This is a genomic window from Bradyrhizobium sp. LeoB3 (assembly GCF_055456055.1).
Map to the genome: position 1 here is coordinate 55,034 of NZ_JBVBEF010000017.1, position 21,100 is coordinate 76,133.

At 63.8% G+C, this 21,100-nt stretch carries 19 protein-coding genes; 13 read left to right on the forward strand and 6 right to left on the reverse strand.

The features are described from left to right. The first annotated feature begins 104 nt into the window (after positions 1-104). On the forward strand, positions 105-2,081 hold the full coding sequence (locus ACZXDY_RS14580; protein ID WP_464345970.1) for a hypothetical protein: 1,977 nt from the start codon (positions 105-107) through the stop codon (positions 2,079-2,081). A 3-nt stretch (positions 2,082-2,084) separates the two neighbouring features. Here the strand turns inward: ACZXDY_RS14580 and aspS are convergent, their stop codons facing one another. After that, on the reverse strand, positions 2,085-3,857 hold the full coding sequence (aspS, locus tag ACZXDY_RS14585; protein WP_208826987.1) for an aspartate--tRNA ligase: 1,773 nt from the start codon (positions 3,855-3,857) through the stop codon (positions 2,085-2,087). A gap of 192 nt (positions 3,858-4,049) precedes the next feature. Here aspS and ACZXDY_RS14590 point away from each other — a divergent pair, with 192 nt between their 5' ends. From ACZXDY_RS14590 to ACZXDY_RS14600, 3 genes are all read left to right on the forward strand, one after another. Then, positions 4,050-5,528, forward strand: coding sequence for a protein adenylyltransferase SelO (locus ACZXDY_RS14590; protein WP_130228056.1), 1,479 nt, complete (start codon positions 4,050-4,052; stop codon positions 5,526-5,528). Between the two features lie 201 nt (positions 5,529-5,729). Further along, the gene (locus tag ACZXDY_RS14595; protein ID WP_051396938.1) at positions 5,730-5,933 is read left to right on the forward strand and encodes a hypothetical protein; all 204 of its coding nucleotides are present in this window, start codon (positions 5,730-5,732) and stop codon (positions 5,931-5,933) included. 17 nt (positions 5,934-5,950) lie between these two features. Continuing rightward, positions 5,951-6,454 (forward strand): NuoB/complex I 20 kDa subunit family protein, encoded by a 504-nt coding sequence (locus ACZXDY_RS14600; protein ID WP_080663859.1) that lies wholly within the window; start codon positions 5,951-5,953, stop codon positions 6,452-6,454. A 258-nt stretch (positions 6,455-6,712) separates the two neighbouring features. Here the strand turns inward: ACZXDY_RS14600 and ACZXDY_RS14605 are convergent, their stop codons facing one another. Together ACZXDY_RS14605 and ACZXDY_RS14610 are read right to left on the reverse strand one after the other, a co-directional pair. Beyond that, on the reverse strand, positions 6,713-7,420 hold the full coding sequence (locus tag ACZXDY_RS14605; RefSeq protein WP_464345971.1) for a hemerythrin domain-containing protein: 708 nt from the start codon (positions 7,418-7,420) through the stop codon (positions 6,713-6,715). Between the two features lie 43 nt (positions 7,421-7,463). Further along, positions 7,464-7,673, reverse strand: coding sequence for a hypothetical protein (locus ACZXDY_RS14610; protein ID WP_028165883.1), 210 nt, complete (start codon positions 7,671-7,673; stop codon positions 7,464-7,466). Positions 7,674-7,815: 142 nt separating this feature from the next. Between ACZXDY_RS14610 and chrA the strand changes: the two genes are divergently transcribed. The 3 genes from chrA to ACZXDY_RS14625 all read left to right on the forward strand — a co-directional run bounded on the left by chrA (position 7,816) and on the right by ACZXDY_RS14625 (position 12,121). Further along, positions 7,816-9,042: a chromate efflux transporter gene (gene chrA / locus ACZXDY_RS14615; protein WP_464345972.1), complete on the forward strand. Its 1,227-nt coding sequence runs from the start codon at positions 7,816-7,818 to the stop codon at positions 9,040-9,042. A gap of 734 nt (positions 9,043-9,776) precedes the next feature. Next, entirely contained in the window at positions 9,777-10,931 is a 1,155-nt protein-coding gene (rnd, locus tag ACZXDY_RS14620; protein ID WP_464345973.1) for a ribonuclease D, read from the forward strand. 125 nt (positions 10,932-11,056) lie between these two features. Then, entirely contained in the window at positions 11,057-12,121 is a 1,065-nt protein-coding gene (locus ACZXDY_RS14625; RefSeq protein ID WP_464345974.1) for a LysR family transcriptional regulator, read from the forward strand. Here the strand turns inward: ACZXDY_RS14625 and ACZXDY_RS14630 are convergent. Then, positions 12,111-13,070: an autotransporter outer membrane beta-barrel domain-containing protein gene (locus ACZXDY_RS14630; RefSeq protein ID WP_464345975.1), complete on the reverse strand. Its 960-nt coding sequence runs from the start codon at positions 13,068-13,070 to the stop codon at positions 12,111-12,113. The two genes, ACZXDY_RS14625 and ACZXDY_RS14630, sit on opposite strands and share 11 nt — an antisense overlap. On the opposite strand from ACZXDY_RS14630, the gene ACZXDY_RS14635 reads away from it, so the two are divergent. Both ACZXDY_RS14635 and ACZXDY_RS14640 read left to right on the forward strand, forming a co-directional pair. Next, entirely contained in the window at positions 13,069-13,365 is a 297-nt protein-coding gene (locus tag ACZXDY_RS14635) for a hypothetical protein (protein WP_464345976.1), read from the forward strand. The two genes, ACZXDY_RS14630 and ACZXDY_RS14635, sit on opposite strands and share 2 nt — an antisense overlap. 299 nt (positions 13,366-13,664) lie before the next feature. Next, positions 13,665-13,868 (forward strand): cold-shock protein, encoded by a 204-nt coding sequence (locus tag ACZXDY_RS14640; RefSeq protein WP_028165888.1) that lies wholly within the window; start codon positions 13,665-13,667, stop codon positions 13,866-13,868. A gap of 90 nt (positions 13,869-13,958) precedes the next feature. Here ACZXDY_RS14640 and purN read toward each other — a convergent pair whose 3' ends face one another. Both purN and purM read right to left on the reverse strand, forming a co-directional pair. Further along, complete coding sequence (purN, locus tag ACZXDY_RS14645; protein WP_464345977.1) at positions 13,959-14,612, reverse strand: phosphoribosylglycinamide formyltransferase; 654 nt, start codon at positions 14,610-14,612, stop codon at positions 13,959-13,961. After that, positions 14,609-15,682, reverse strand: a complete 1,074-nt coding sequence (gene purM / locus ACZXDY_RS14650; RefSeq protein ID WP_464345978.1) for a phosphoribosylformylglycinamidine cyclo-ligase — start codon at positions 15,680-15,682, stop codon at positions 14,609-14,611. The genes purN and purM overlap by 4 nt, the downstream gene beginning before the upstream one ends. A gap of 159 nt (positions 15,683-15,841) precedes the next feature. Here purM and ACZXDY_RS14655 point away from each other — a divergent pair, with 159 nt between their 5' ends. From ACZXDY_RS14655 to ppx, 4 genes are all read left to right on the forward strand, one after another. Beyond that, positions 15,842-16,384 (forward strand): CDP-alcohol phosphatidyltransferase family protein, encoded by a 543-nt coding sequence (locus ACZXDY_RS14655; protein WP_028165891.1) that lies wholly within the window; start codon positions 15,842-15,844, stop codon positions 16,382-16,384. An 86-nt stretch (positions 16,385-16,470) separates the two neighbouring features. After that, on the forward strand, positions 16,471-17,148 hold the full coding sequence (locus tag ACZXDY_RS14660; RefSeq protein ID WP_464345979.1) for a P-loop NTPase family protein: 678 nt from the start codon (positions 16,471-16,473) through the stop codon (positions 17,146-17,148). 128 nt (positions 17,149-17,276) lie between these two features. Beyond that, positions 17,277-19,457 (forward strand): RNA degradosome polyphosphate kinase, encoded by a 2,181-nt coding sequence (locus ACZXDY_RS14665; protein ID WP_028165893.1) that lies wholly within the window; start codon positions 17,277-17,279, stop codon positions 19,455-19,457. Positions 19,458-19,581: 124 nt separating this feature from the next. Further along, a complete protein-coding gene (gene ppx, locus ACZXDY_RS14670) occupies positions 19,582-21,084 on the forward strand; it encodes an exopolyphosphatase (RefSeq protein WP_464345980.1) in 1,503 nt (500 codons plus the stop codon). Positions 21,085-21,100 lie beyond the last annotated feature (16 nt).

A 21,100-nucleotide genomic window follows, 5' to 3' on the forward strand; every position in this document is an offset into this window, starting at 1 on the left:
GCCTGCGCAATATTTGAAGCCATACCGCCCTTTCCTTCTCCGGTCATCCCCTTGAGAACATGGCAATTTGTCCTCGGGATGATCGGTAATTCGGAGCTGACCGGATGATACGGATCTTGATCGGCCTGATCGCCGCGGTCGTGGTCGCCGCCGCCGGCCTGCTCGGCTTCAATCTCTACGTGCAGCATCGCATGACCAGCGGCATCGAGGCGGCCTTCGCGCAGGTGCGCGCCGCCGGCGGCAAGGCCAGCCATGGCAAGGTGACGGTGGATATGCTGGCGCGCACCGTCACGGTCGTGGACATCGTGGGCGAATCGGCGGCGCAGCCACCGGCGCGGCTGCGGATCGCGAGCCTGACCGCCACCGGCGTCCGCCAGCCCGACCGGACCCGCGTCTCCGCGGAGAGCATCGAGCTGGCCGATATCGAGCTGGCAACCGAGGTGACCGACAAGGTCCCGGCCAGGGTGACCTACAAGGTGCCGCGCTTCACGGTGAAGGATTATTCCGGCTCCTCCACCCCGGCGCAACTGCCGGCCTCGGAATCCCTGCTCGACATCTATCGCTTTGCGCTCCAGCAGTTCACTGCGGTTGCGGCCTCATCGGTCATAATCCCGTCGGTGACCGGCACGATCAATGGCGGTGCGGCGACGCCTGATGGTGGCGAGTTCGCCTATTCGGGCGTTGCGCTGCAAGACATCAGGGATGGGAAGGTCGCCAGCACCAAGGCGGACAGCTTCACCTTCACGGTGAACACGCCGCAGGCGGGCAAGCGCGCGAAACTGACCGGCACCCTCTCCAATCTCGTCGCCCATGATTTCGACGCCGCTGCGGCCGGCACCGTGCTCGATCCCGGGAGGTCGAACGACGACAGCTACCACCGCATCTACCGGCAAGTCTCGGCCGGCCCCTATGTGCTGGCCACCGACCAGGGCATGCGGGCGCAGATCGACAGCATCACGGTCGACGATATCGCCGTGCGGCCGTCAAAGCTGCAACTGGCGGCGATCCTCGCGCTGATGCCGCAGCCCGGAGCCGGCCCTCCTACCCAGGCTCAGGCGCGCCAGATCATGGCGAAGATGGCTGACGTGTATGAGGGCATCCGCATCGGCAATGCGGAATTGCGCGGACACACGATGCTGACGCCGCAGGGGCCTTTCAAGCTGGCGGCGATCCGCGCCAATCTGGAAAACGGCCGCGGCCAATTGGCGCTTGAGGGCCTGGACGTCGAGACGCCAAAGGGGCCGTTCAGGTTCGACCGTCTTGCGCTGAATTCCTTCGACATCCCGCAATTGATGCGCTTCGCGGCGCGCGCCAACGCCGAGCCAAGGACCACGCCGGATGAAATTTTCGGTCTGTTCAGGGTGCTCGAAGGCATCGAGGTCAAGGGCGCGGCCACGCCCTTCCGCGACACCGACAAGCTCGTCAATATCGACACCATCAGCCTGGGCTGGGGCCAGTTCGTCGGCCCCGTCCCAAGCAAGGCGCATCTGGTCGCGAAGCTGAATGTCCCAATCGATGCGACCGATCCGGCGATGCAGCCGTTTGTTGCGGCAGGCATCGACCGGGCGGCCATCGACGTCGATCTCGGCGCCGGCTGGACCGAACAGTCCGGCGCCTTCGTGCTCGCGCCCGCAAGCCTCGAAATCGGCAACCTGCTGAAGGCATCGGTCCACGTCGCGCTCGCCAATGTGCCGCGCGGTGTGTTTTCTGCCGATCCGGTGCAAGCGGCGAGCCACGCCGGCCAGATTGAGGCCGGAGCTATCGAGCTGACCTTGCGCGACAGCGGCTGCGTCGATCTTGCGGTTGCGCAGTATGCCCGCGCCCAGAACGTCAGTCGGGAGGCGGCGAGAGGCGCCATCATCGACCAGATCAAGGCGTTTGGCCAAGCCGTCGCCGCCAATCCCGATGCCGCCGCCGCGGTGGACGCCGTGGTCCGCTTTGTCGAGAGTCCCGGACAAACGCTGATCATCAAACTGACGCCCCGCGGCAAGGTGCCGGGGCTTCAGCTCGTTCAGCTCCTCAAGACCGACCCGCTGATCGCACTCGCGCAATTCCAGGTCGAGGCCTCGACGGGACTCTGAGCATCACTTATTGGGCAAATTCACCCTGATGTGAAGTTCGCGGAGCTGCTTCGTGGTGGCTTCCGACGGCGCCCCCATCAGGAGATCGACCGCCTGCTGGTTCATCGGAAACAGCGAAATCTCGCGCAGGTTCGTGGTGCCGCAGAGCAGCATCACGATGCGATCGAGCCCCGCCGCCATGCCGCCATGCGGCGGCGCGCCGTACTGGAAGGCGCGGTACATGCCGCCGAAACGCTCAACCACGTCCTCTTCGCCATAGCCCGCGATCTGGAACGCCTTCACCATCGCTTCCGGCTTGTGGTTGCGGATGCCGCCGGAGGCGATCTCATAGCCGTTGCAGGCGATGTCGTACTGGAAGGCCTTGATGGTCAGCGGATCCTGCGTCTGCAGCGCTTCCAATCCGCCCTGCGGCATCGAGAACGGGTTGTGCGAGAAGTCGACCTTCTTGTCTTCCTCGTTGTACTCATACATCGGGAAGTCGACGATCCAGGCCAGCTCGAACCGGTCCTTGTCGATCAGGTTCAACTCCTCGCCGAGTTTGGTCCGTGCAAGGCCGGCGAACTTCCAGAACTTGTCGGGCTCGCCGGCAACGAAGAACGCCGCGTCGCCTTCCTGCAGACCGAGCTGCTCACGGACCGCAGCGGTACGTTCAGGCCCGATGTTGTTCGCAAGCGGGCCGGCGCCCTCGCCGCCTTCGCGCCAGAAGATGTAGCCGAGGCCCGGCTGGCCCTCGCCCTGCGCCCAGGAGTTCATGCGGTCGGCGAACGCGCGGCTGCCGCCGCCCTTGGCCGGAATCGCCCACACCTGGTTCTTCGAGTCTTCCAGCATCCGCGCGAACACCTTGAAGCCGGAGCCGCGGAAATGCTCGGAGACCTCCTGCATGATGATCGGGTTGCGCAAATCGGGCTTGTCGGTGCCGTATTTGCGGATCGCCTCAGCAAATGGAATCCGCGGCCAGTTCTTGGTGACCGGCTTGCCCTTGGCGAAATCCTCGAACACGCCCGTGATGACCGGCTCCATCGCCGCAAATACGTCGTCCTGAGTCACAAAACTCATTTCGACGTCGAGCTGGTAGAACTCGCCCGGCAGGCGGTCGGCGCGCGGGTCCTCGTCGCGGAAGCAGGGCGCGATCTGGAAGTAGCGATCGAAGCCCGACATCATGATCAATTGCTTGTACTGCTGCGGTGCCTGCGGCAGCGCGTAGAACTTGCCGGGATGGATGCGCGAGGGCACCAGGAAGTCGCGCGCGCCCTCCGGCGAGGATGCGGTGAGGATCGGCGTCTGGAATTCGAAGAACCCCTGCTCCTTCATCCGCTTGCGCATGGAATCGACGATCGCGCCGCGGGTCATGATGTTCTGGTGCAGCTTCTCGCGACGCAGGTCGAGGAAACGGTACTTAAGCCTTATGTCTTCAGGATATTCCTGTTCGCCGAACACCGGCAGCGGCAGCTCGGCGGCGGGGCCGAGCACCTCGATCTCGCTGACATAGATCTCGACCTGCCCGGTCGGAAGTTCCGGGTTGTCGGTGCCTTCGGGGCGGCGGCGGACCTTGCCGTCCATCCGCACCACCCATTCCGAGCGCAGCTTTTCGGCATCGTGGAACGCCGCCGAATCCGGGTCCGCCACGCATTGCGTGATGCCGTAATGATCGCGCAGGTCGATGAACAGCACGCCGCCATGGTCGCGAACGCGATGAACCCAGCCGGAAAGGCGGACCGTCTCGCCGATGTGGCTCTCGCGGAGCGCGCCGCATGTATGTGACCGGTAGCGATGCATGGACTTCCCAAACAGATGTCGGAGGGTTCGAATCGGGCGGCCAGCGGCCTGCCCGAATTTGGGGGTCGGTTTACCCGAGCCCGCGAGGTGCGGCAACCAAGGGAACGCCCTGATTTGCGCCCGAACCGGACATTTTCGGCCCCGATGGCGCGAAGTGTTTGCCTAATCGGGGCCCGAGCCTATCTTTAGACCATGACGGTGCATTTCCCCTTCCAGAACTCCTATGCGGCACTGCCGGCGAACTTTTTCGCCCGTGTCGCGCCGACTCCGGTTGCCGCCCCGCGCCTGATCAAGCTCAACCGGCCGCTCGCGGTTCAACTCGGGCTCGATCCGGACCTTCTGGATACCCCGGAAGGGGCGGAAATCCTCGCCGGCAAGCGCCTGCCCGAGGGCGCCGATCCTATCGCGATGGCCTATGCCGGCCACCAGTTCGGCCAGTTCGTTCCGCAACTCGGTGACGGCCGCGCCATCCTGCTCGGCGAGGTCATTGACCGGGACGGCGTCCGCCGCGACATCCAGCTCAAGGGTTCCGGCCCGACGCCGTTCTCCCGCCGCGGCGATGGCCGTGCCGCGCTCGGCCCGGTCCTGCGCGAATACATCGTCAGCGAAGCGATGTTCGCGCTGGGCATTCCCACGACGCGTTCGCTCGCCGCCGTCATCACCGGCGAACATGTGATCCGCGAGACCGCGCTTCCGGGCGCCGTACTGACACGTGTGGCGGCGAGCCATGTGCGCGTCGGCACCTTCCAATTCTTCGCCGCCCGCGGCGACACCGATGGCGTGCGTGCCCTCGCCGATCACGTGATCAACAGGCATTATCCTGAAGTGGCAAAGTCGGATCGTCCGTATCACGCTTTGCTCGAAGGCGTCGTCGCCCGCCAGGCCGAGCTCGTCGCGCGCTGGCTCCTGGTCGGCTTCATCCACGGCGTGATGAACACCGACAACACCTCGATCTCGGGCGAGACCATCGACTACGGCCCCTGCGCCTTCATGGACGACTACAACCCCGCGCAAGTCTACTCTTCAATCGACGAGATGGGCCGGTACGCCTATGGCAACCAGCCGCGGATCGCGCTGTGGAATCTGACGCGATTGGCTGAATGCCTGCTGCCGCTGTTCTCCGACGACCAGGAGAAGGCGATCGAACAGGCGCAATTCATCCTCGGCGATTTCTCCGAGAAGTTCAGCGCCGCCTATGCAGCGGGTCTGCGTCGGAAGATCGGCCTGTTTAGCGAACGCGACGGCGATGAGGCGCTGATCGAGGGTCTCCTGGATGCCATGGCGAAAAACCAGGCCGACTTCACCCTCACCTTCCGCCGCCTCGGCGATGCAGCCCTGGATGCATCGGCCGACGAGAACGTCCGCGCCCAGTTCATGGATCCGCAGGCCTTCGACGAATGGGCCACGCGCTGGCGGGAACGCCTTGCCCTCGAGCCACAAACGCCGTCCGAGCGCCACTCGGCCATGTGCGTCGTCAACCCCGCCTTCATCCCGCGCAACCACCGCGTCGAAGCAGTGATTGCGGCGGCGACGAACGATGACAACTACGCGCCGTTCGAGGAACTGTTGACGGTGCTGTCAAAACCCTACGACGACCAGCCGCAATACGCAGCTTACGCCGAGCCGCCGCTGCCGGATCAGCGCGTGCTGCAGACATTTTGCGGGACATAAGCCGACCTCCCCGTCATTCCGGGGCGATGCGCAAGCATCGAGCCCGGAATCCATTTCGCCGCCAGCGCAGGCGGTCCAATGGATTCCGGGCCTGCGCCTTACGGCGCATCCCGGAATGACGCGCTGAGCTTGCCTGCCTTCCTTAGCAACAATTCGCCGCTCCCGTCGTTGGCCCGACACCCATCAGCGATGGAGCATGACATGAACGAGCGCAATCGCGATCCGGGAACTCCGATAAAGCGCGTCGAGCCGAACGGCGTCGAGCCTGAGTTCTCCGAGGATGATCTTCAACGACAGCAATTCGGTCCGCGCGGAGTGCCCGGGCAACCGGACCCGGCAAGGATGACGCCGCAACGGGCCAAGAAGACGCCAAAGAATGCCGATCCGGGCGGACATACCGCCTGAGTGTTGGGAGACCGCGTATGTTGGACACCCTGTCACTGGCAGAAAATGTAGAGCATAACCTCGGCGATCGCGGCTACTTTGTCGCGCCGCTCGATGACCTCGTGACATGGGCGCGATCGGGTTCGCTGATGTGGATGACCTTCGGCCTTGCCTGCTGCGCCATCGAACAGATGCAGGTCTCTATGCCACGCTATGACATCGAGCGTTTCGGCGCCGCGCCACGCGCCTCACCGCGACAGTCCGATGTGATGATCGTCTCGGGAACCCTCTGCAACAAGATGGCTCCCGCCTTGCGCAAGGTCTACGACCAGATGCCGGAGCCGCGCTACGTGATCTCGATGGGCTCCTGCGCCAATGGCGGTGGCTACTATCACTATTCCTATTCAGTCGTGCGCGGCTGCGACCGCATCGTCCCGGTAGACATCTACGTCCCCGGTTGTCCGCCAACCGCAGAGGCCCTGCTCTACGGCATCATGCTGTTGCAGAAGAAAATCCGTCGCACCGGCACCATCGAACGATGATAATTCCCCCGAGGATGGGTAGAGCGAAAGCGAAACCCATCGCGATGAGCAAGCCGCGAATGATGGGTTTCGCTTCGCTCTACCATCCTACAAACTTCGCTCCACTCAATCTTACGAAGATTTAAGGTGGGGCCCGGTGTGCCTAGGAGGCCGAGCCCCATAACCTCAACAACCTGGCCGTCAAGCCGTTCGGCTACATTGATATCCTAGTGCCGCTGGCCCACCTCGTATTGATCTGCCGCAACTGCGGCGCGCGTTTCATCGCGGGGTGAATTGGGAGAGATCGTCGATCCCGGTTTGTCGTTCCAGATCAGCCACCCGCTTTGTCATCATCTCGAACCCGTCGTCGCCAAAGAGCTGATGTTCCTTTCGCTCGAAATCCTCGGCCATTGCATCGAACTCATGCGCGGAAACCAGGCTCCTCAGCATCGGGAACAGCTCGGTGTCTTCGCGCGCTGCGTGGGGACGATACATCGCGATGAAGGCGCGAACCGAGTCGGTGAGCTGTCGCCGGTCCTCGCCATCCTGCCGACTGCCCGGGGCCGTTCGGAGGATCGTCTCGGTCACACCCCGCCCGGCCTTGTGCTGGATCAGCAGCGTGTCGACGAGATCGACCATCTTTCCGGCTTTCTTGAAGCGTGGAAAGACCGCGTGCTCCTCCGACTCCTCGTGATAGTTGTGGATGAAGTCGCGCACGATCTCGGCAGCGCGCGTCATGACCGAGGGGTCGAAATCCTCCTTAGCGGCAAACTTGCGGAGCCCCGCTTCGTAGACCAGAAGCACCCGATCGAGCACGCCGTGCTCGCGCATCAAATCTTCCGGCGGCGTGACCTCTGTCTTCTCCTTTTCCTCCTTGGACCGCGCTACAGCGAGTGACGGCGGGATCAGTCCCGCGGTCGTGATGATTCCCGTCACGGCAGTCCCCGTGATCAGAGCGCGTTTCCTGATATCGACATCCCGGTTCATCTCACAGGCTCCTCACAGGGATGATGCCCGCCGTCATCCTGCTCTAGCGCCAAGCCGCTTCGTTCTTCTGCTCGTAATCCGTGAACGCTTTCTCCAGCCCGCCGATCACCTCGGCTGAGGTCTCGAACATGGCCTTGAGCTGTGGTTCATCGAGCTTCGCGATGTCCTCGCGAAGGTGGGTTTTTATGTCGTGTAACGCCTTTCGCATTTTCTGCGTATGATGGCGGGGATCCCGTTCGGCGGCACTTGCCATGACCAGTCTCCTGCATGCTGAGTTGTGATGGCCCGACGCACTCGATGGACGGGCGTCACGGCTGGCGCGTTAACAGTTCAAGAGAACTGCGGTTCCTGCATCGATCCCGGCGCGGGAACTTGTCTGATGGGAATTCTGGACGATGAACATTGAGCGGACTTCAGACAGCGAGGCCAAACCTCCGCGCGCGGGCTCGCCGCTCGAAGTGCTTCTAGTCTTCCTCAAGCTCGGGCTGACGTCGTTCGGCGGCCCGATCGCCCATATCGGCTATTTCCGTAGCGAGTTCGTCGAGCGCCGCAAATGGCTCGACGAACAATCCTATGCGGACCTCGTGGCGCTCTGCCAATTCCTGCCCGGTCCGGCGAGCAGCCAAGTCGGATTTTCGCTCGGATTGATGCGCGCAGGTTATCGCGGCGCGCTGGCGGCATGGACGGGCTTCACGCTGCCATCGGCCGTCGCACTCCTGCTGTTTGCCTATGGCGCCAGCGCCTTGAGCGGACCGGTCGGAACGGGGCTGGTGCACGGCCTCAAACTCGTGGCGGTCGCGATCGTAGCTCAAGCGGTATGGGGCATGGCGCGGACGCTGTGCCCCGACCGCGAGCGCGCCTCGATCGCGACGGTCGCCGCACTCATCATCCTCTTCAGCACATCATCGGTAGCGCAGATCGGCGCGATTCTGCTCGGCGGCATGGCCGGACTATGGCTCTGCCGCGCCGCGCAGCCGAGCGGAGAAAGCCATTTCGCCGTGCCGGTGTCGCGCGCCGCCGCCCTCGTCGCACTGGCGGCGTTCCTGATCCTGCTCGTCGGCCTGCCGGTCCTGGCACGGCTGTGGCCGTACGCGGGCATTGCCTTGTTCGACGCCTTCTATCGCTCCGGCGCGCTCGTGTTTGGCGGCGGCCATGTCGTGCTGCCACTGCTGCGCGAGGCCGTGGTGACGCCGGGCTGGGTCGGCGACGACGTATTCCTGACCGGCTATGGCGCCGCCCAGGCCGTCCCCGGACCGCTCTTCACCTTCGCCGCCTATCTCGGCGCCGTCGTCAAAACGTCGCCGCACGGCATCGCCGGAGCCATCATCGGCTTGTTCGGCATATTCCTTCCGGGCGTCCTGATCCTCCTGGCAGCGCTGCCGTACTGGGACAGCTTTCGCAAGCGTGCCGGCGCCCAGGCGATGATGCGCGGCGTGAACGCAGCGGTCGTCGGCATCCTGGGCGCGGCGCTCTACAATCCGGTCTGGACCAGCACGGTGCAGACGCCCACGGACTTTGCGATTGCCCTCGTCGGATTCGTGCTGCCCATCGCCTGGCGCGCACCGCCGCTCGTGGTCGTCGCCTTCAGCGCCATCGCGGGAATTGGCGCGGCGATCCTGTGACGCTTGACCAGTGTTTTCCCGGATAGGATTTCGGTCGCCTTCGTGTTCTAGGGTGAGGCGTTCATGTAGGCATATTTACGTGCGCCCGGCAGCCAACACTGCCGGGCTATTCGTTAGCCGCAGGATGGGTACTCGAGCCATTCCCTCACCCTGAGGAGGTCGCGAAGCGACCGTCTCGAAGGGCGAGGCCACCGGCGGGGCCTCATGGTTCTCAAGGCGATGCGAAGCAGCGTCCGGAGATGCGCGGAGCCTGCCATCGGGCCGCGCTTTGCGCGGACCCGGTGCGCTCCTCACCATGAGGGGTGACATCAGTGCCCGCCTCACCAGCGACCGTCACGCGGCCCCGCCATTAACCCGGCATCCACCATCGCGGCGGCGGACGGCCGGTAACCAAATCCCTTAACAGACCGTCAACCCGATCCCGACAAGTCTTACGACTTTGTTAGGGAGATTGCCGATGGAAGCCTTTGCTCTTGAATTCGTGGGAATGGCGATGGTGGCTCTCTGCCTGGTCGTGCTCGCAATGCCCGCCGCTCGGCGGCCCTCCAGGCACGGTCGTCACGAGTAAGGCGACGGCCCGACCACCGTTTTCGCGCCCTGCGACGCCCACCCGGCGTCCGCCGCCCGTTCCGCGCGGCCTGACCTGAGCCTATGCAGGGCCAGAATTGCAGCCAAGCCCCTTGACATACCTGCGCTTTCGGCAGAACGCGTGTCGGAAGCGTCATGGACTGTTCATGGATCTGATTAACACCACCTGGGAACTGCAGGCGGCCTGCGACCGCTTGGCCGCCCACCCCGTTATCACCGTCGACACCGAGTTCCTGCGGGAAACGACCTACTACCCCCTGCTCTGCGTGCTGCAAATGGCGAGCCCGGACGAGGCCGTCGTGATCGACGCGCTCGCCCCCGACATCGACCTCACACCGTTCTTCAAGTTGATGGCCAACGAGCAGGTGCTGAAGGTATTCCACGCCGCCCGGCAGGACATCGAGATCGTCTGGCACCGCGCCAACACCATCCCGCACCCGATCTTCGACACGCAGGTTGCGGCCATGGTGCTCGGCTATGGTGACAGCATCGCCTATGACCAGCTCGTCGAGCGCATCACCGGCCATCGGCCGGACAAGACCCACCGCTTCACCGACTGGTCGCGCCGCCCGCTCAGCGCCGAGCAGACCCAATACGCGGTCTCCGACGTCACGCATTTGCGCGATGTCTTCAGCGCGCTCGATGCCGACCTGAAGAAGCGCGGCCGCGGCGACTGGGTCAGCGAGGAGATGGAGATCCTGACCTCGCCACGCACCTACGACTTCCATCCGGAGCGCGCCTGGGAGCGGCTGAAAACCAGGGTGCGGAAGCCGCGCGAGCTGGCAGTGCTGATCGAGGTCGCCGCATGGCGCGAGCAGGAGGCGCAGAGCCGCGACGTGCCGCGTTCGCGCGTGCTGAAGGACGAGGCGGTGGGCGATATCGCAACGCATGCGCCGACGTCGCTGGAGAAGCTTGCCAACCTGCGCTCGCTGCCGAAAGGATTTGAGCGCTCGAAATGGGGCACGGACATCATTGCCGCCGTGCAGCGCGGGCTCGCCCGGGATTTCGCCAAGCTGCCGAAGATCGAGAAGCCGCGCAACAATTCCAACGGTGCGGCGATCGTCGAACTGTTGAAGGTGCTGCTCAGGATGACGTCCGAGCGGCACGCAGTCGCAAGCAAGGTGATCGCGACCGTCGACGATCTCGAGCAGATCGCCGCCGACGATCATGCCGACGTCGCCGCCCTGCACGGCTGGCGCCGCGAATTATTCGGCGAAGCGGCACTCAAGCTCAAGCACGGCCGGCTGGCGCTTGCGATCGACAAGGGACGCGTGGTCAAGGTGGAACGCGCCAAGGAGTAGCCGGGTAGTTATCGCCGTGCGCAAACCCAGCGGACTTGTGTTGAAATTCCAGGTCGCAAGCAACACTTTGTGCACTTTCATCCCATAGGTTGCGGCATCATCCCTTTACACGGGACAAGAAACGTATGCCGCATGATCTGGTCGGCAGCGCTGCGCCCATGCAGCGCAAGAAACTTGAAGACGCGCTTCGCCCTGAGTGGGGAGATTTGCGGGTGTTCCTGCTCTGCGCACGGAACCGCAGCTTCAGCCGCGCCGCCGACGTCCTCGGCGTGCCGGCAACCGCAATGATGCGCAAGATCGCCAAGCTCGAGGACGATCTCGGCTGCCAACTGTTTTCGCGCGACGAGGCACAACTGGCGCTGACCGGCGAAGGACGGGCGCTGCTGTTCGATGTGGAACAGATGGAGCGTCTCAGCCTCAACATCGTCAGGCGCGCGCGGGCGCCGGCGGAGGTGAGCGGCACCGTGCGGATCGCGGTGACCGAGGCACCCGGGAACTTCTGGGTGCTGCCGCGGCTGATCACGTTCGAGCGGACCTACCGCAACATCATCGTCGAGCTGCGTTGCGTATCTGACTGCGCTGAAGTTCCGCGGCAGGAGGCGGACATCTCGCTGCAGGTCGAGCGCCCCAGCGATCCCGAACTGATCGCGACGAAGATCGGCCGGTTGCACATCCACGCTTTCGCCTCGAAAGCCTATCGCGATGCCTATGGCCTGCCGACATCGATCGCGGAGCTAAGGCACCATCGCATCGTCAAGCAGGATGGCGTGCCGCATGGCGACGGCACCTACAAGCGGATCCTCGGCGTGGACTCGCTGGAGGGCATCGTCGGCATTTCCACCAATTCCAGCGTGGCCGCGCTCTACGCCGTCGAACAGGGCGCGGGAATCGGCTTCCTGCCGAGCTCGGTGATTGCGCTCGGCGCGCCGCTGGTCGCAGTCGACCTCGGCGTCAACCACCAACTGGATCTATGGCTCTGCTATCATCGTCAGTTCCGCCACTCGGACCGTCACACGCTGATGATCGAATGGCTGAAGAGCATCTTCGATCCCAAGGTCTATGCCTGCTTCCGAGACGAATTCGTCCATCCCGACGAATTGACGCCGTTGATGGTGGGATCGCGCGAACATTTCGGATTGCAGAACTACGTGGCTCCAAAGCCTTTCCCGACCGAGGCGACTACCACTTGAACTCGACGCCGACAGTGCCCTGGTGCGACTGCATCGCGGCGCGGAATTTGCCATCGTAGTTGAGGTAGAGCCGCGCGGTATTGGTCAGGTTGAGCGACGCCGCCGCGCCGGCATCTGCGCCATATTGGCTTTCGGCAATGCCCTGCAGCGTGATGCTCTGGCTGCCGAGGCTGACGGTGATATCGCCAAAGTTCTGCGCGACATTGTCGACGAACTTGCCATAGGCCGAAAGGTCCAACACCTTCTGGTCGAAGATCCAGTAGTGTCCGACTTCCGCCCCGATCATGACCCGCATCCGCTCCACGGTGGCGGCGCTGGCAAAAACGGGATCGAGGCCGCCGAATTCCTGGAATGATCCGGTCCTGGCGCGGACATATTCGAGGCTCGCTTTCGGCACGATGCGGCTCTGGTCCTTGTCCCAGTAATAGCTGAGCTCGCTCAGCGCGCCATCGAGCTTGGCGTTGTAACCCGTCGTGGCAAAACCAAGACCGGTATCGCGACTGGAGCGGATGTTGCCGAAGCCGTGCACCACGGCGATCGCCCAGGTCCACGGCCCCTTGTCGACGGTGGCGTGGGCACCGAGTTGGCTCAGATCGATGGCGGCCGATTGCAGCGCGAGCGGCACATCGATGTCGGTGCGGCTCTGGTCGACGGAGAAACCGAGATTGATGCCTGGGGCGATCCGCGCCCCGATGCCGGCCACCCCGCCCCAGGTCTTGCGGCGGTCGCCGACGAAATCCCCGACGGCGTCGTTGCGCGCGGAGATGCCGTAGCCCTCGACCCAGGTGCGAAAGCGCGGCGCCTCGACGCTCTCGGAGGCACCTCCTCCACCGGGGTTGGTCCGCCATAACCGGTTGAAGCCACTGGTCGCCTGGTTGCCGATCCGCTCCAGGAAGTTGCTGCCAAGATTGGCTATCGCCGAGCCCGCCGCGAGATCGGCGTTAACCATGCTGGCTGTCAGCGACGGGATCGGCGCCGGACTTACGCTCGGCGTCGGGCTGGGCGCTGAGGGTGGAGTCGGGGTTGGTGTGGGCATCGTCGGCGGCCGCGATTGCGCCTGCGCCGAACCGATCGTGCCGATGGCCAAGCAAAGCGCGGCCGCAAACGCCCATGCAAGGCCGCGGCACCCTCCGGCGGAGCTTGCTCGCGACGGGCGCCACCAGCATCGCATGTATTTAATTCCCAAACGACGCGAACCTGAAAAATGCGAAAAAAGCGATCGATATCGGCCGATTTGCCCTTAACTCGCCGGGAGCGTCAATCGCGCGGCCCGGCACACTTCGCCCGAAGCCGCAACGTTGTTGTCGATCGGCCACAGGCGTTGCCGCGGAGCACCGATTTTCCGTGGCACACCAAAGGCTTGCTAACCCGCAATTTTCGTGTTGCAATCACCGGTACAATCGGATTGGGCCGTTCGACTGTGCGTTTCGTGACCTTGAAGTCTAAGAATCGGAATTTGATCAGACTGCCGGAAGCCGGTTTGTGGCGTGGCACGCGCGAAGCGTGGCCGCGTCTTTTTTACGTCTAGACGAGGAGACAGGCGATGCCGAAGGGTACCGTCAAGTGGTTCAACCCGACCAAGGGTTATGGGTTCATCAAGCCGGCCGTCGGCGACAAGGACGTCTTCGTCCATATCTCGGCGGTTGAGCGTGCGGGACTCTCTACGCTCAACGAAAACCAAACGATCGAGTACGACCTTGTGGAGAACCGCGGCAAGGCATCCGCGGAAAACCTCAAGGTCTCCTAGACTCCATCACGATCCACTCAGGCAATCATGATTGCTACCCCCGGCATCACCCCGGGGGGATTTCTTTATGGCGTCAGATGTAGCGTTGCACTATTTCGCCGCGGGCGAAATCAGCGTGCCGGATAGCTTTGCGCTCTCCGCCGTCTTGCAGACATCGCCCTCCAGCCTGAGCCGGCCTGCCGCAAGCAGCCGCAGCGCTTCCGGATAGATCTGATGCTCGATCTGGATGACGCGGGCCGCCAGCGTCTCGGGCGTATCGTCATCGGCCACCGCCACCGCGCCCTGCACCACGATCGGCCCGGCATCGGTCTCCGGGATCACGAAATGCACGGTTGCGCCCGAGATCTTCACGCCGGCCTTGAGCGCCTGGCCATGCGGATCGAGGCCAGGGAAGCACGGCAATAGCGACGGATGGATGTTGAGCATCCTGCCGTACCAGCGCTGCACGAATTCGGCCGTGAACAGCCGCATGAAGCCGCCGAGGCAGATCAGTTCGACGTTCTTCTCGTCGAGCGCACGCTGCAGCATCGCCTCGAAGCCGGCGCGGTCCTTGCCGAACGGCTTGCTCTCGATGACGATGGTCGGAATGCCGCTCGCGCTGGCCTTGGCGAGGCCCGCCGCGTCGGCGCGGTTGGAGATCACCACAACGATCTCGGCCGGAAAGTCTTCCGCCTTCGCGGCCTCGATCAGCGCGACCATGTTCGATCCGCGCCCGGAAATCAGGATGGCGACTTTGCGCTTCATTGCGAAAGATCGAGATGGCCGTTGTAGACGACGCGATGATCGCCGGTCGCGTGGATCACCTCACCGAGCAGCGTCACGGTCTCGCCGCTTTCGGTGAACACCTCCATGACGCGCTCGACCGCATCCGCTTTCACGATCGCGATCATGCCGATGCCGCAGTTGAAGGTGCGCAGCAGTTCGAGCTCGGCGATGCCGCCCGCTTCCGCCAGCCATTTGAACACCGGCAGCACCGGCAGCCGGGCCAGATCGATACCGACGCCCAGATGCTTCGGCAGCACCCGCGGAATGTTGTCGGTGAAGCCGCCGCCGGTGATGTGGGCGAGCCCCTTGATCGCCCCGGTCTCACGGATCGCGCGCAGGCACGATTTGACATAGAGCTTGGTCGGCGCCAGCAGCGCGCCGCCGAGCGTCATGACCGGCGAGAACGGCGCCGGCGCGTCGAAGCTGACCCGCGACTGCTCGACGATCTTGCGCACCAGCGAAAATCCGTTGGAGTGAACGCCGGAGGAAGCAAGGCCGATCACGGCATCGCCGATGGCGATATCCGGCCGCGGCAACAGCGTCCCGCGTTCGGCGGCGCCGACTGCAAACCCGGCAAGGTCGTAATCGCCGTCCTTGTAGAGCCCCGGCATCTCCGCGGTCTCGCCGCCGATCAGCGCGCAGCCGGATTCGCGGCAGCCCTCGGCGACACCCGCGACGATCGCGGCGGTCGCCTCCGGGTCGAGCTTGCCGCAGGCAAAATAGTCGAGGAAGAACAGCGGTTCCGCGCCCTGCACCACGAGGTCGTTGACCGCCATCGCCACCAGGTCGATGCCGATCCCGTCATGCAGCCCGGTCTCGATCGCGATCTTGACCTTGGTGCCGACGCCATCGGTCGCGGCCACCAGCACGGGATCCTTGAAGCCGGCCGCCTTCAGGTCGAACAGGCCGCCGAAGCCGCCGATCTCGGCGTCCGCGCCGGCGCGCGCGGTGGCGCGGACCATCGGCTTGATCAGATCGACCAGCCGGTTGCCGGCATCGATGTCGACGCCGGAATCCGCGTAAGTGAGGCCGTTCTTGCGCTCGGTCATGCAAAATTCCAGTTGAAGACGGCTGGTTACGAGGAATTCCGCCCCCGCGCAATGGCTCGCAAGGCGGCAGGCGGTATACTATGTAGATAACAGCCGGCTCAGCCCCCAAAAGGGCCGAATCTTCCGTGAATTCAGGCCGGTAGCCGGGAAGCGACCGAGTTGAGCATACCCAATATCATCACGCTGGGCCGCATCATTCTGGTGCCGGTCATCGTCTGGGCGATCGTCTCCAGCCAGATGGAAATCGCCTTTGCGATCTTCGTGATTGCTGGCGTCAGCGACGCCGTCGACGGTTTCCTCGCCAAGCGCTTCAACATGACGAGCGAGCTCGGCGCCCTGCTCGATCCGCTGGCCGACAAAGCGCTGCTGGTGTCGATCTACGTCGCGCTCGGGATCTGGGGCGCGGTGCCGCGCTGGCTCGTCATCCTCGTGGTCTCGCGCGACATCATGATCGTAGCGGCTGTGATTGTGTCCTGGCTGTTCGACAAGCCGGTCGAGATAAAACCGCTGATGGTCTCGAAACTTAACACGGGGGCTCAGGTTGCCTTCGCAGCCCTGGTGCTGGCCTCGCTCGGTTTCGGTTTCCAGCCAAGGCCTTACGATCTGATCCTGATGGGATTTGTCACCATCTTTACTTTGGTTTCCGTCTCCCTCTATCTCGTGGAGTGGGTGCGGCACATGAGCACGATCGAAGCGCGTTAGAGCGTAAAGAGCGTTTTCGAGCGAAGTGGGCACCGGTTCGCGTAAAGAAAACGCGTCAAGAGAACGGAAGTCCCGGAGAGTTTTGCGTGGCAGGTAGCGTTCACCCTCGTCAGCTTGCGTTGGCGTTGCCACATGCGGAGAGCCTGACCCGCGACGACTTCCTGGAGGGAACGGCGAATGAGGCCGGCCTTGCTCTGATCGAGAGCTGGCCCGACTGGCCGAACCGCATCATGCTGCTGGTCGGCCCCGAAGGATCGGGCAAAAGCCACCTCGCCGCGATCTGGGCCGAGCGGGCCGGCGCGCGCTCGACAGCGGCGCACGCACTGTCGGCCGAGGCCGTGCCGGCGGACCTTGCGACGGGTGCACTCGTGGTCGAAGACCTGAACCCGCACGGCTTCGACGAGCGCGCGATGTTTCACTTGCTCAATCTTGCCCGCCAGGACGAAGCCTTCGTGCTGATGACCGCTCGCATTCCGCCGTCCGCGTTCGAGATCGAATTGCGCGACCTCCGGTCACGGCTGCGCGCGGTACCGACCGTGTCATTGTTGCCGCCAGACGATCTCTTGTTTCGCGGCCTGATCGTCAAATACTGCACGGACCGACAGATGACCGTAGACGAATCACTGGTGAGCTATCTCGCCAGCCGGATCGAGCGTTCCTACGCCGCCGCCCGCCAGGCGGTGGAGCTGCTCGACAGCGAGGCGCTGCGGCTCGGCCGGCCGGTGACGCGGGCGCTGGCAGCGGAACTGTGGCGCAACGCCTGATCCCTGTGACTTGACGGCGCGGGCTTCCGGAACGTCAATGTCATCGAAACGTCATCCACTTATCACAGGGTTTACGTTGCATTTGCTTAAGTCGCTCTGGGCCTGAACTCGAATGGATCGAGAACTTCATGGAATCGGCGCAACCTATTGAAGTACAAGAGAAAGAACAGGTTGCTGAAGGGCTGCCGGCGGTCGCGACGAGCCCCGAACGCTTCATCAACCGCGAGCTTTCCTGGCTGCATTTCAATCGCCGCGTGCTGGAAGAGGCCGTCAATCCCGGCCACCCCGCGCTCGAGCGGGTGAGATTCCTGTCAATTTCAGCCAATAACCTCGACGAGTTCTTCATGGTCCGCGTCGCCGGTATCAAGGCGCAGGTCCGTGAAGGCATTCCCGAGCGCAGCCCCGACGGGCTGACGCCATCCGAACAGCTCGTCCTGATCAACCAGACCGTCTCCAGGCTCGCCTCCGACCAGCAGGCGATCTGGAGCGACCTGCGCACGATGCTCTCGGAAGTTGGCATCCAGCTCGTCGACGGGCGAGACGCCACCAAGACGGAGCGGGCCTGGATCGAGGATCATTTCCTCCACAGCATCTTCCCGCTGCTGACACCGCTCGCGATCGATCCGGCACATCCCTTCCCGTTCATTCCCAACCTCGGCTTCACGGTGGCGCTGCAATTGTCCCGGATCTCCGACGGCAAGGCGATGAACGCGCTGATCCGCATGCCCGGCAAGATTGACCGCTTCATCCGCATCCCCAGTGAGGGCCGGCTGCGCCTGATCACATTGGAGCAGGCCACCGGCCTCTTCATCGGACGTCTGTTCCCGGGCTACACGGTCATGGGCCAGGGCGCCTTCCGCGTCATCCGCGACTCCGAAATCGAAATCGAGGAAGAAGCCGAAGACCTCGTCCGCACGTTCGAGACCGCGTTGAAGCGACGCCGGCGCGGATCGGTGATCCGGCTGGAGATCGAGGCCAAGATGCCGGAGGAGCTGCGCCTGTTCGTGCAGCACGCACTCAACGCCGCCGACGACGAGGTTTTCCTGGTCGACGGCGTGCTGGCCATGAACGAGCTGTCGCAACTCACCCGGCTCGACCGGCCCGATCTCGAATTCACCCCCTATGTGCCGCGCCATCCGGAACGGGTGCGCGACCATGGCGGCGATATCTTTGCCGCGATCCGCCAGAAGGACCTGATCGTCCACCACCCCTACGAATCCTTCGACGTCGTGGTGCAGTTCCTGCAGCAGGCCGCACGCGATCCCGAGGTCGTCGCCATCAAGCAGACGCTCTATCGCACCTCGCAGAATTCACCGATCGTGCGCGCGCTCGCGGAAGCGGCTGAGGCCGGCAAGTCGGTCACGGCGCTGATCGAGCTGAAGGCCCGCTTCGACGAGGAAGCCAACATCCGCTGGGCGCGCGACCTCGAACGCGCCGGCGTGCAGGTGGTCTACGGCTTCATCGAGCTCAAGACCCACGCCAAGTTGTCGATGGTGGTGCGCCGCGAGGGCAGCAATCTTACCACTTACGTCCACACCGGCACCGGCAACTACCATCCGGTGACCGCGCGCATCTACACCGATCTCTCCTACTTCACCTGCGATCCGGTCATCGGCCGCGACGCCGCGCGCGTGTTCAACTACGTCACCGGCTATGCCGAGCCGAGCGACATCGAAAAGATGGCGGTGTCGCCGCTCACGCTGCGCAAGCGCGTCATCGAGCACATCCAGGGCGAGATCGGTCACGCGCGTCATGGCCGGCCTGCCGCGATCTGGATGAAGATGAACTCGCTCGTCGACCCCGACATCATCGACGCGCTCTATGAAGCATCGCAGGCGGGAGTGCCGATCGAGCTCGTGGTGCGCGGCATCTGCTGCCTCAGGCCGGGGTTATCAGGACTTTCCGAGAACATCCGCGTCAAATCGGTGATCGGCCGCTTCCTGGAACACGGCCGAATCTATTGCTTCGGCATGGGATATGGGCTGCCCAGCGCGAAAGCGGCTGTGTATATCTCCTCTGCCGACATGATGCCGCGGAACCTCGACCGCCGTGTCGAGGTGCTCTGCCCGCTGCAAAATCCCACGGTTCATCAGCAGGTTCTCGAACAGATCATGGTCGCGAATCTGAAGGATACGGAGCAGAGCTGGCGATTGTTGCCCGATGGATCGTCAACGCGTATGAAGGCCGCGAAAGGCGAAGAGCCTTTCAACCTTCATAATTACTTCATGACGAATCCGAGTCTGTCGGGCCGTGGAAAGTCTCTCAAGGAATCTTCGCCGCGCCGTCTCACTCGCCGCAGCGAGCGCTAGAGCGTTTTCGAGCGAAGTGGACACCGGTTCGCGTGAAGAAAACACGTCAAAACAACAATCTAGAGCTTCGGTTCTGATTCAATCAGAACCGAAAATGCTCTAGCCACCACAAGGGGACTTTCCGGTGAAGCGACCGCGCAAGCGCGCTACCAGCGTCGCTGTCATCGATATTGGCTCCAACTCGGTGCGTCTCGTGATCTACGAGTCGCTGTCGCGTAACCTCACAACGCTGTTCAACGAGAAGGCGCTGTGCGGTCTCGGCCGCGAGGTGCAGAGCACCGGCCTTCTTGCCGAGGATGCGGTCGCAAAAGCGCTGACGGCGCTGCGGCGGTTTCGCGCGCTGTGCCGGATCCAGAGGGTCGGCCGCGTCTATGCGATCGCGACGGCCGCCTGTCGCGACGCCAGGAACGGTGCCGATTTCATCGCCGAGGCCGAGCGCATCTGCGGAACGCGGATCGAAATTCTATCGGGTCCACGGGAAGCCAAGCTCTCCGCCCTGGGCGTCGTCTCCGGCGTGCACAAGCCCGACGGCATCGTCGGCGATCTCGGCGGCGGCTCGGTCGAACTGATCGACGTCAAGGGCAATCGCGTCCACAGCGGCGTGACGCTGCCGCTCGGCAGCCTCGCGCTGCAGGACCTCTCGCACAAATCGCTGAAACGCGCCGAGCGCATCGTCCGCAACGAACTGTCCGAGGTTCCGCAGCTCAAGGCCGGCCGCGGCCGCAATTTCTACGCGGTCGGCGGCACCTGGCGCGCGCTGGCGCGCATTCACATCATCCAGAGCGGCTATCCGCTCAAGGTGATGCACGGCTATTCGATTCCCGCCGCTGACGCGCTCGATTTCGCGCAGCGCTTGCGCCGGCTGGCGGCCGCCAATTTGCTCGCCAATATCGAGGCTGTGGCCGACGCCCGCCGGCCGCTGCTCACCTACGCCGCGCTCGTTCTTGAATACATCATCCGGGTGGCAAAGCCGAAGACGATCGTGTTCTCCACCTTCGGCGTGCGCGAAGGCCTGTTCTACGAAATGCTGCCGCCAGCCGAGCGCGCCAAGGATGGCCTGATCTGCGCAGCGCAGACCATGAACGGCCTGCTCTCGCGATCGGCACGCCACGCGGAGGAACTGATCGCCTGGACCGATCGGCTGGTGCGCGTCGTGAAGCTGCGCGAGACCGACGAGGACCGCAGGCTGCGTCATGCCGCCTGCCTGTTGTCTGATATCGGCTGGCGGGTGCATCCCGATCACCGCGGCGAGGAAACGCTCAGCCTCATCACCAACGGCAATTTCGGCTCCATCACCCATCAGGGCCGCACCTTCGTCGCGCTCTCGGTGTTCTACCGCTACGCCGGCCTGAGCCTGGAGAACGAACCGCCGGAAATCGTCCAGGAGATGGTGCCGCACACGATGCTCGAACGCGCGCGCCTGCTTGGCGCCGCGTTTCGCGTCGCGCACCTGATCTCGGCGGCACGGCCCGGCGTGCTGCCGGCAACCCATTTCCGCACCGACGGACGCAAACTCATGCTGGTGTTCGAGCACCGGATGGTCGATCTCGTCGCCGACCGCGTCGGCAGCCGCTTCAAGCAACTGGCGCGTCTGGTCGGACGCACCGGTTCGATCGTACGGCGCTGAGAGCATGATGTCATTT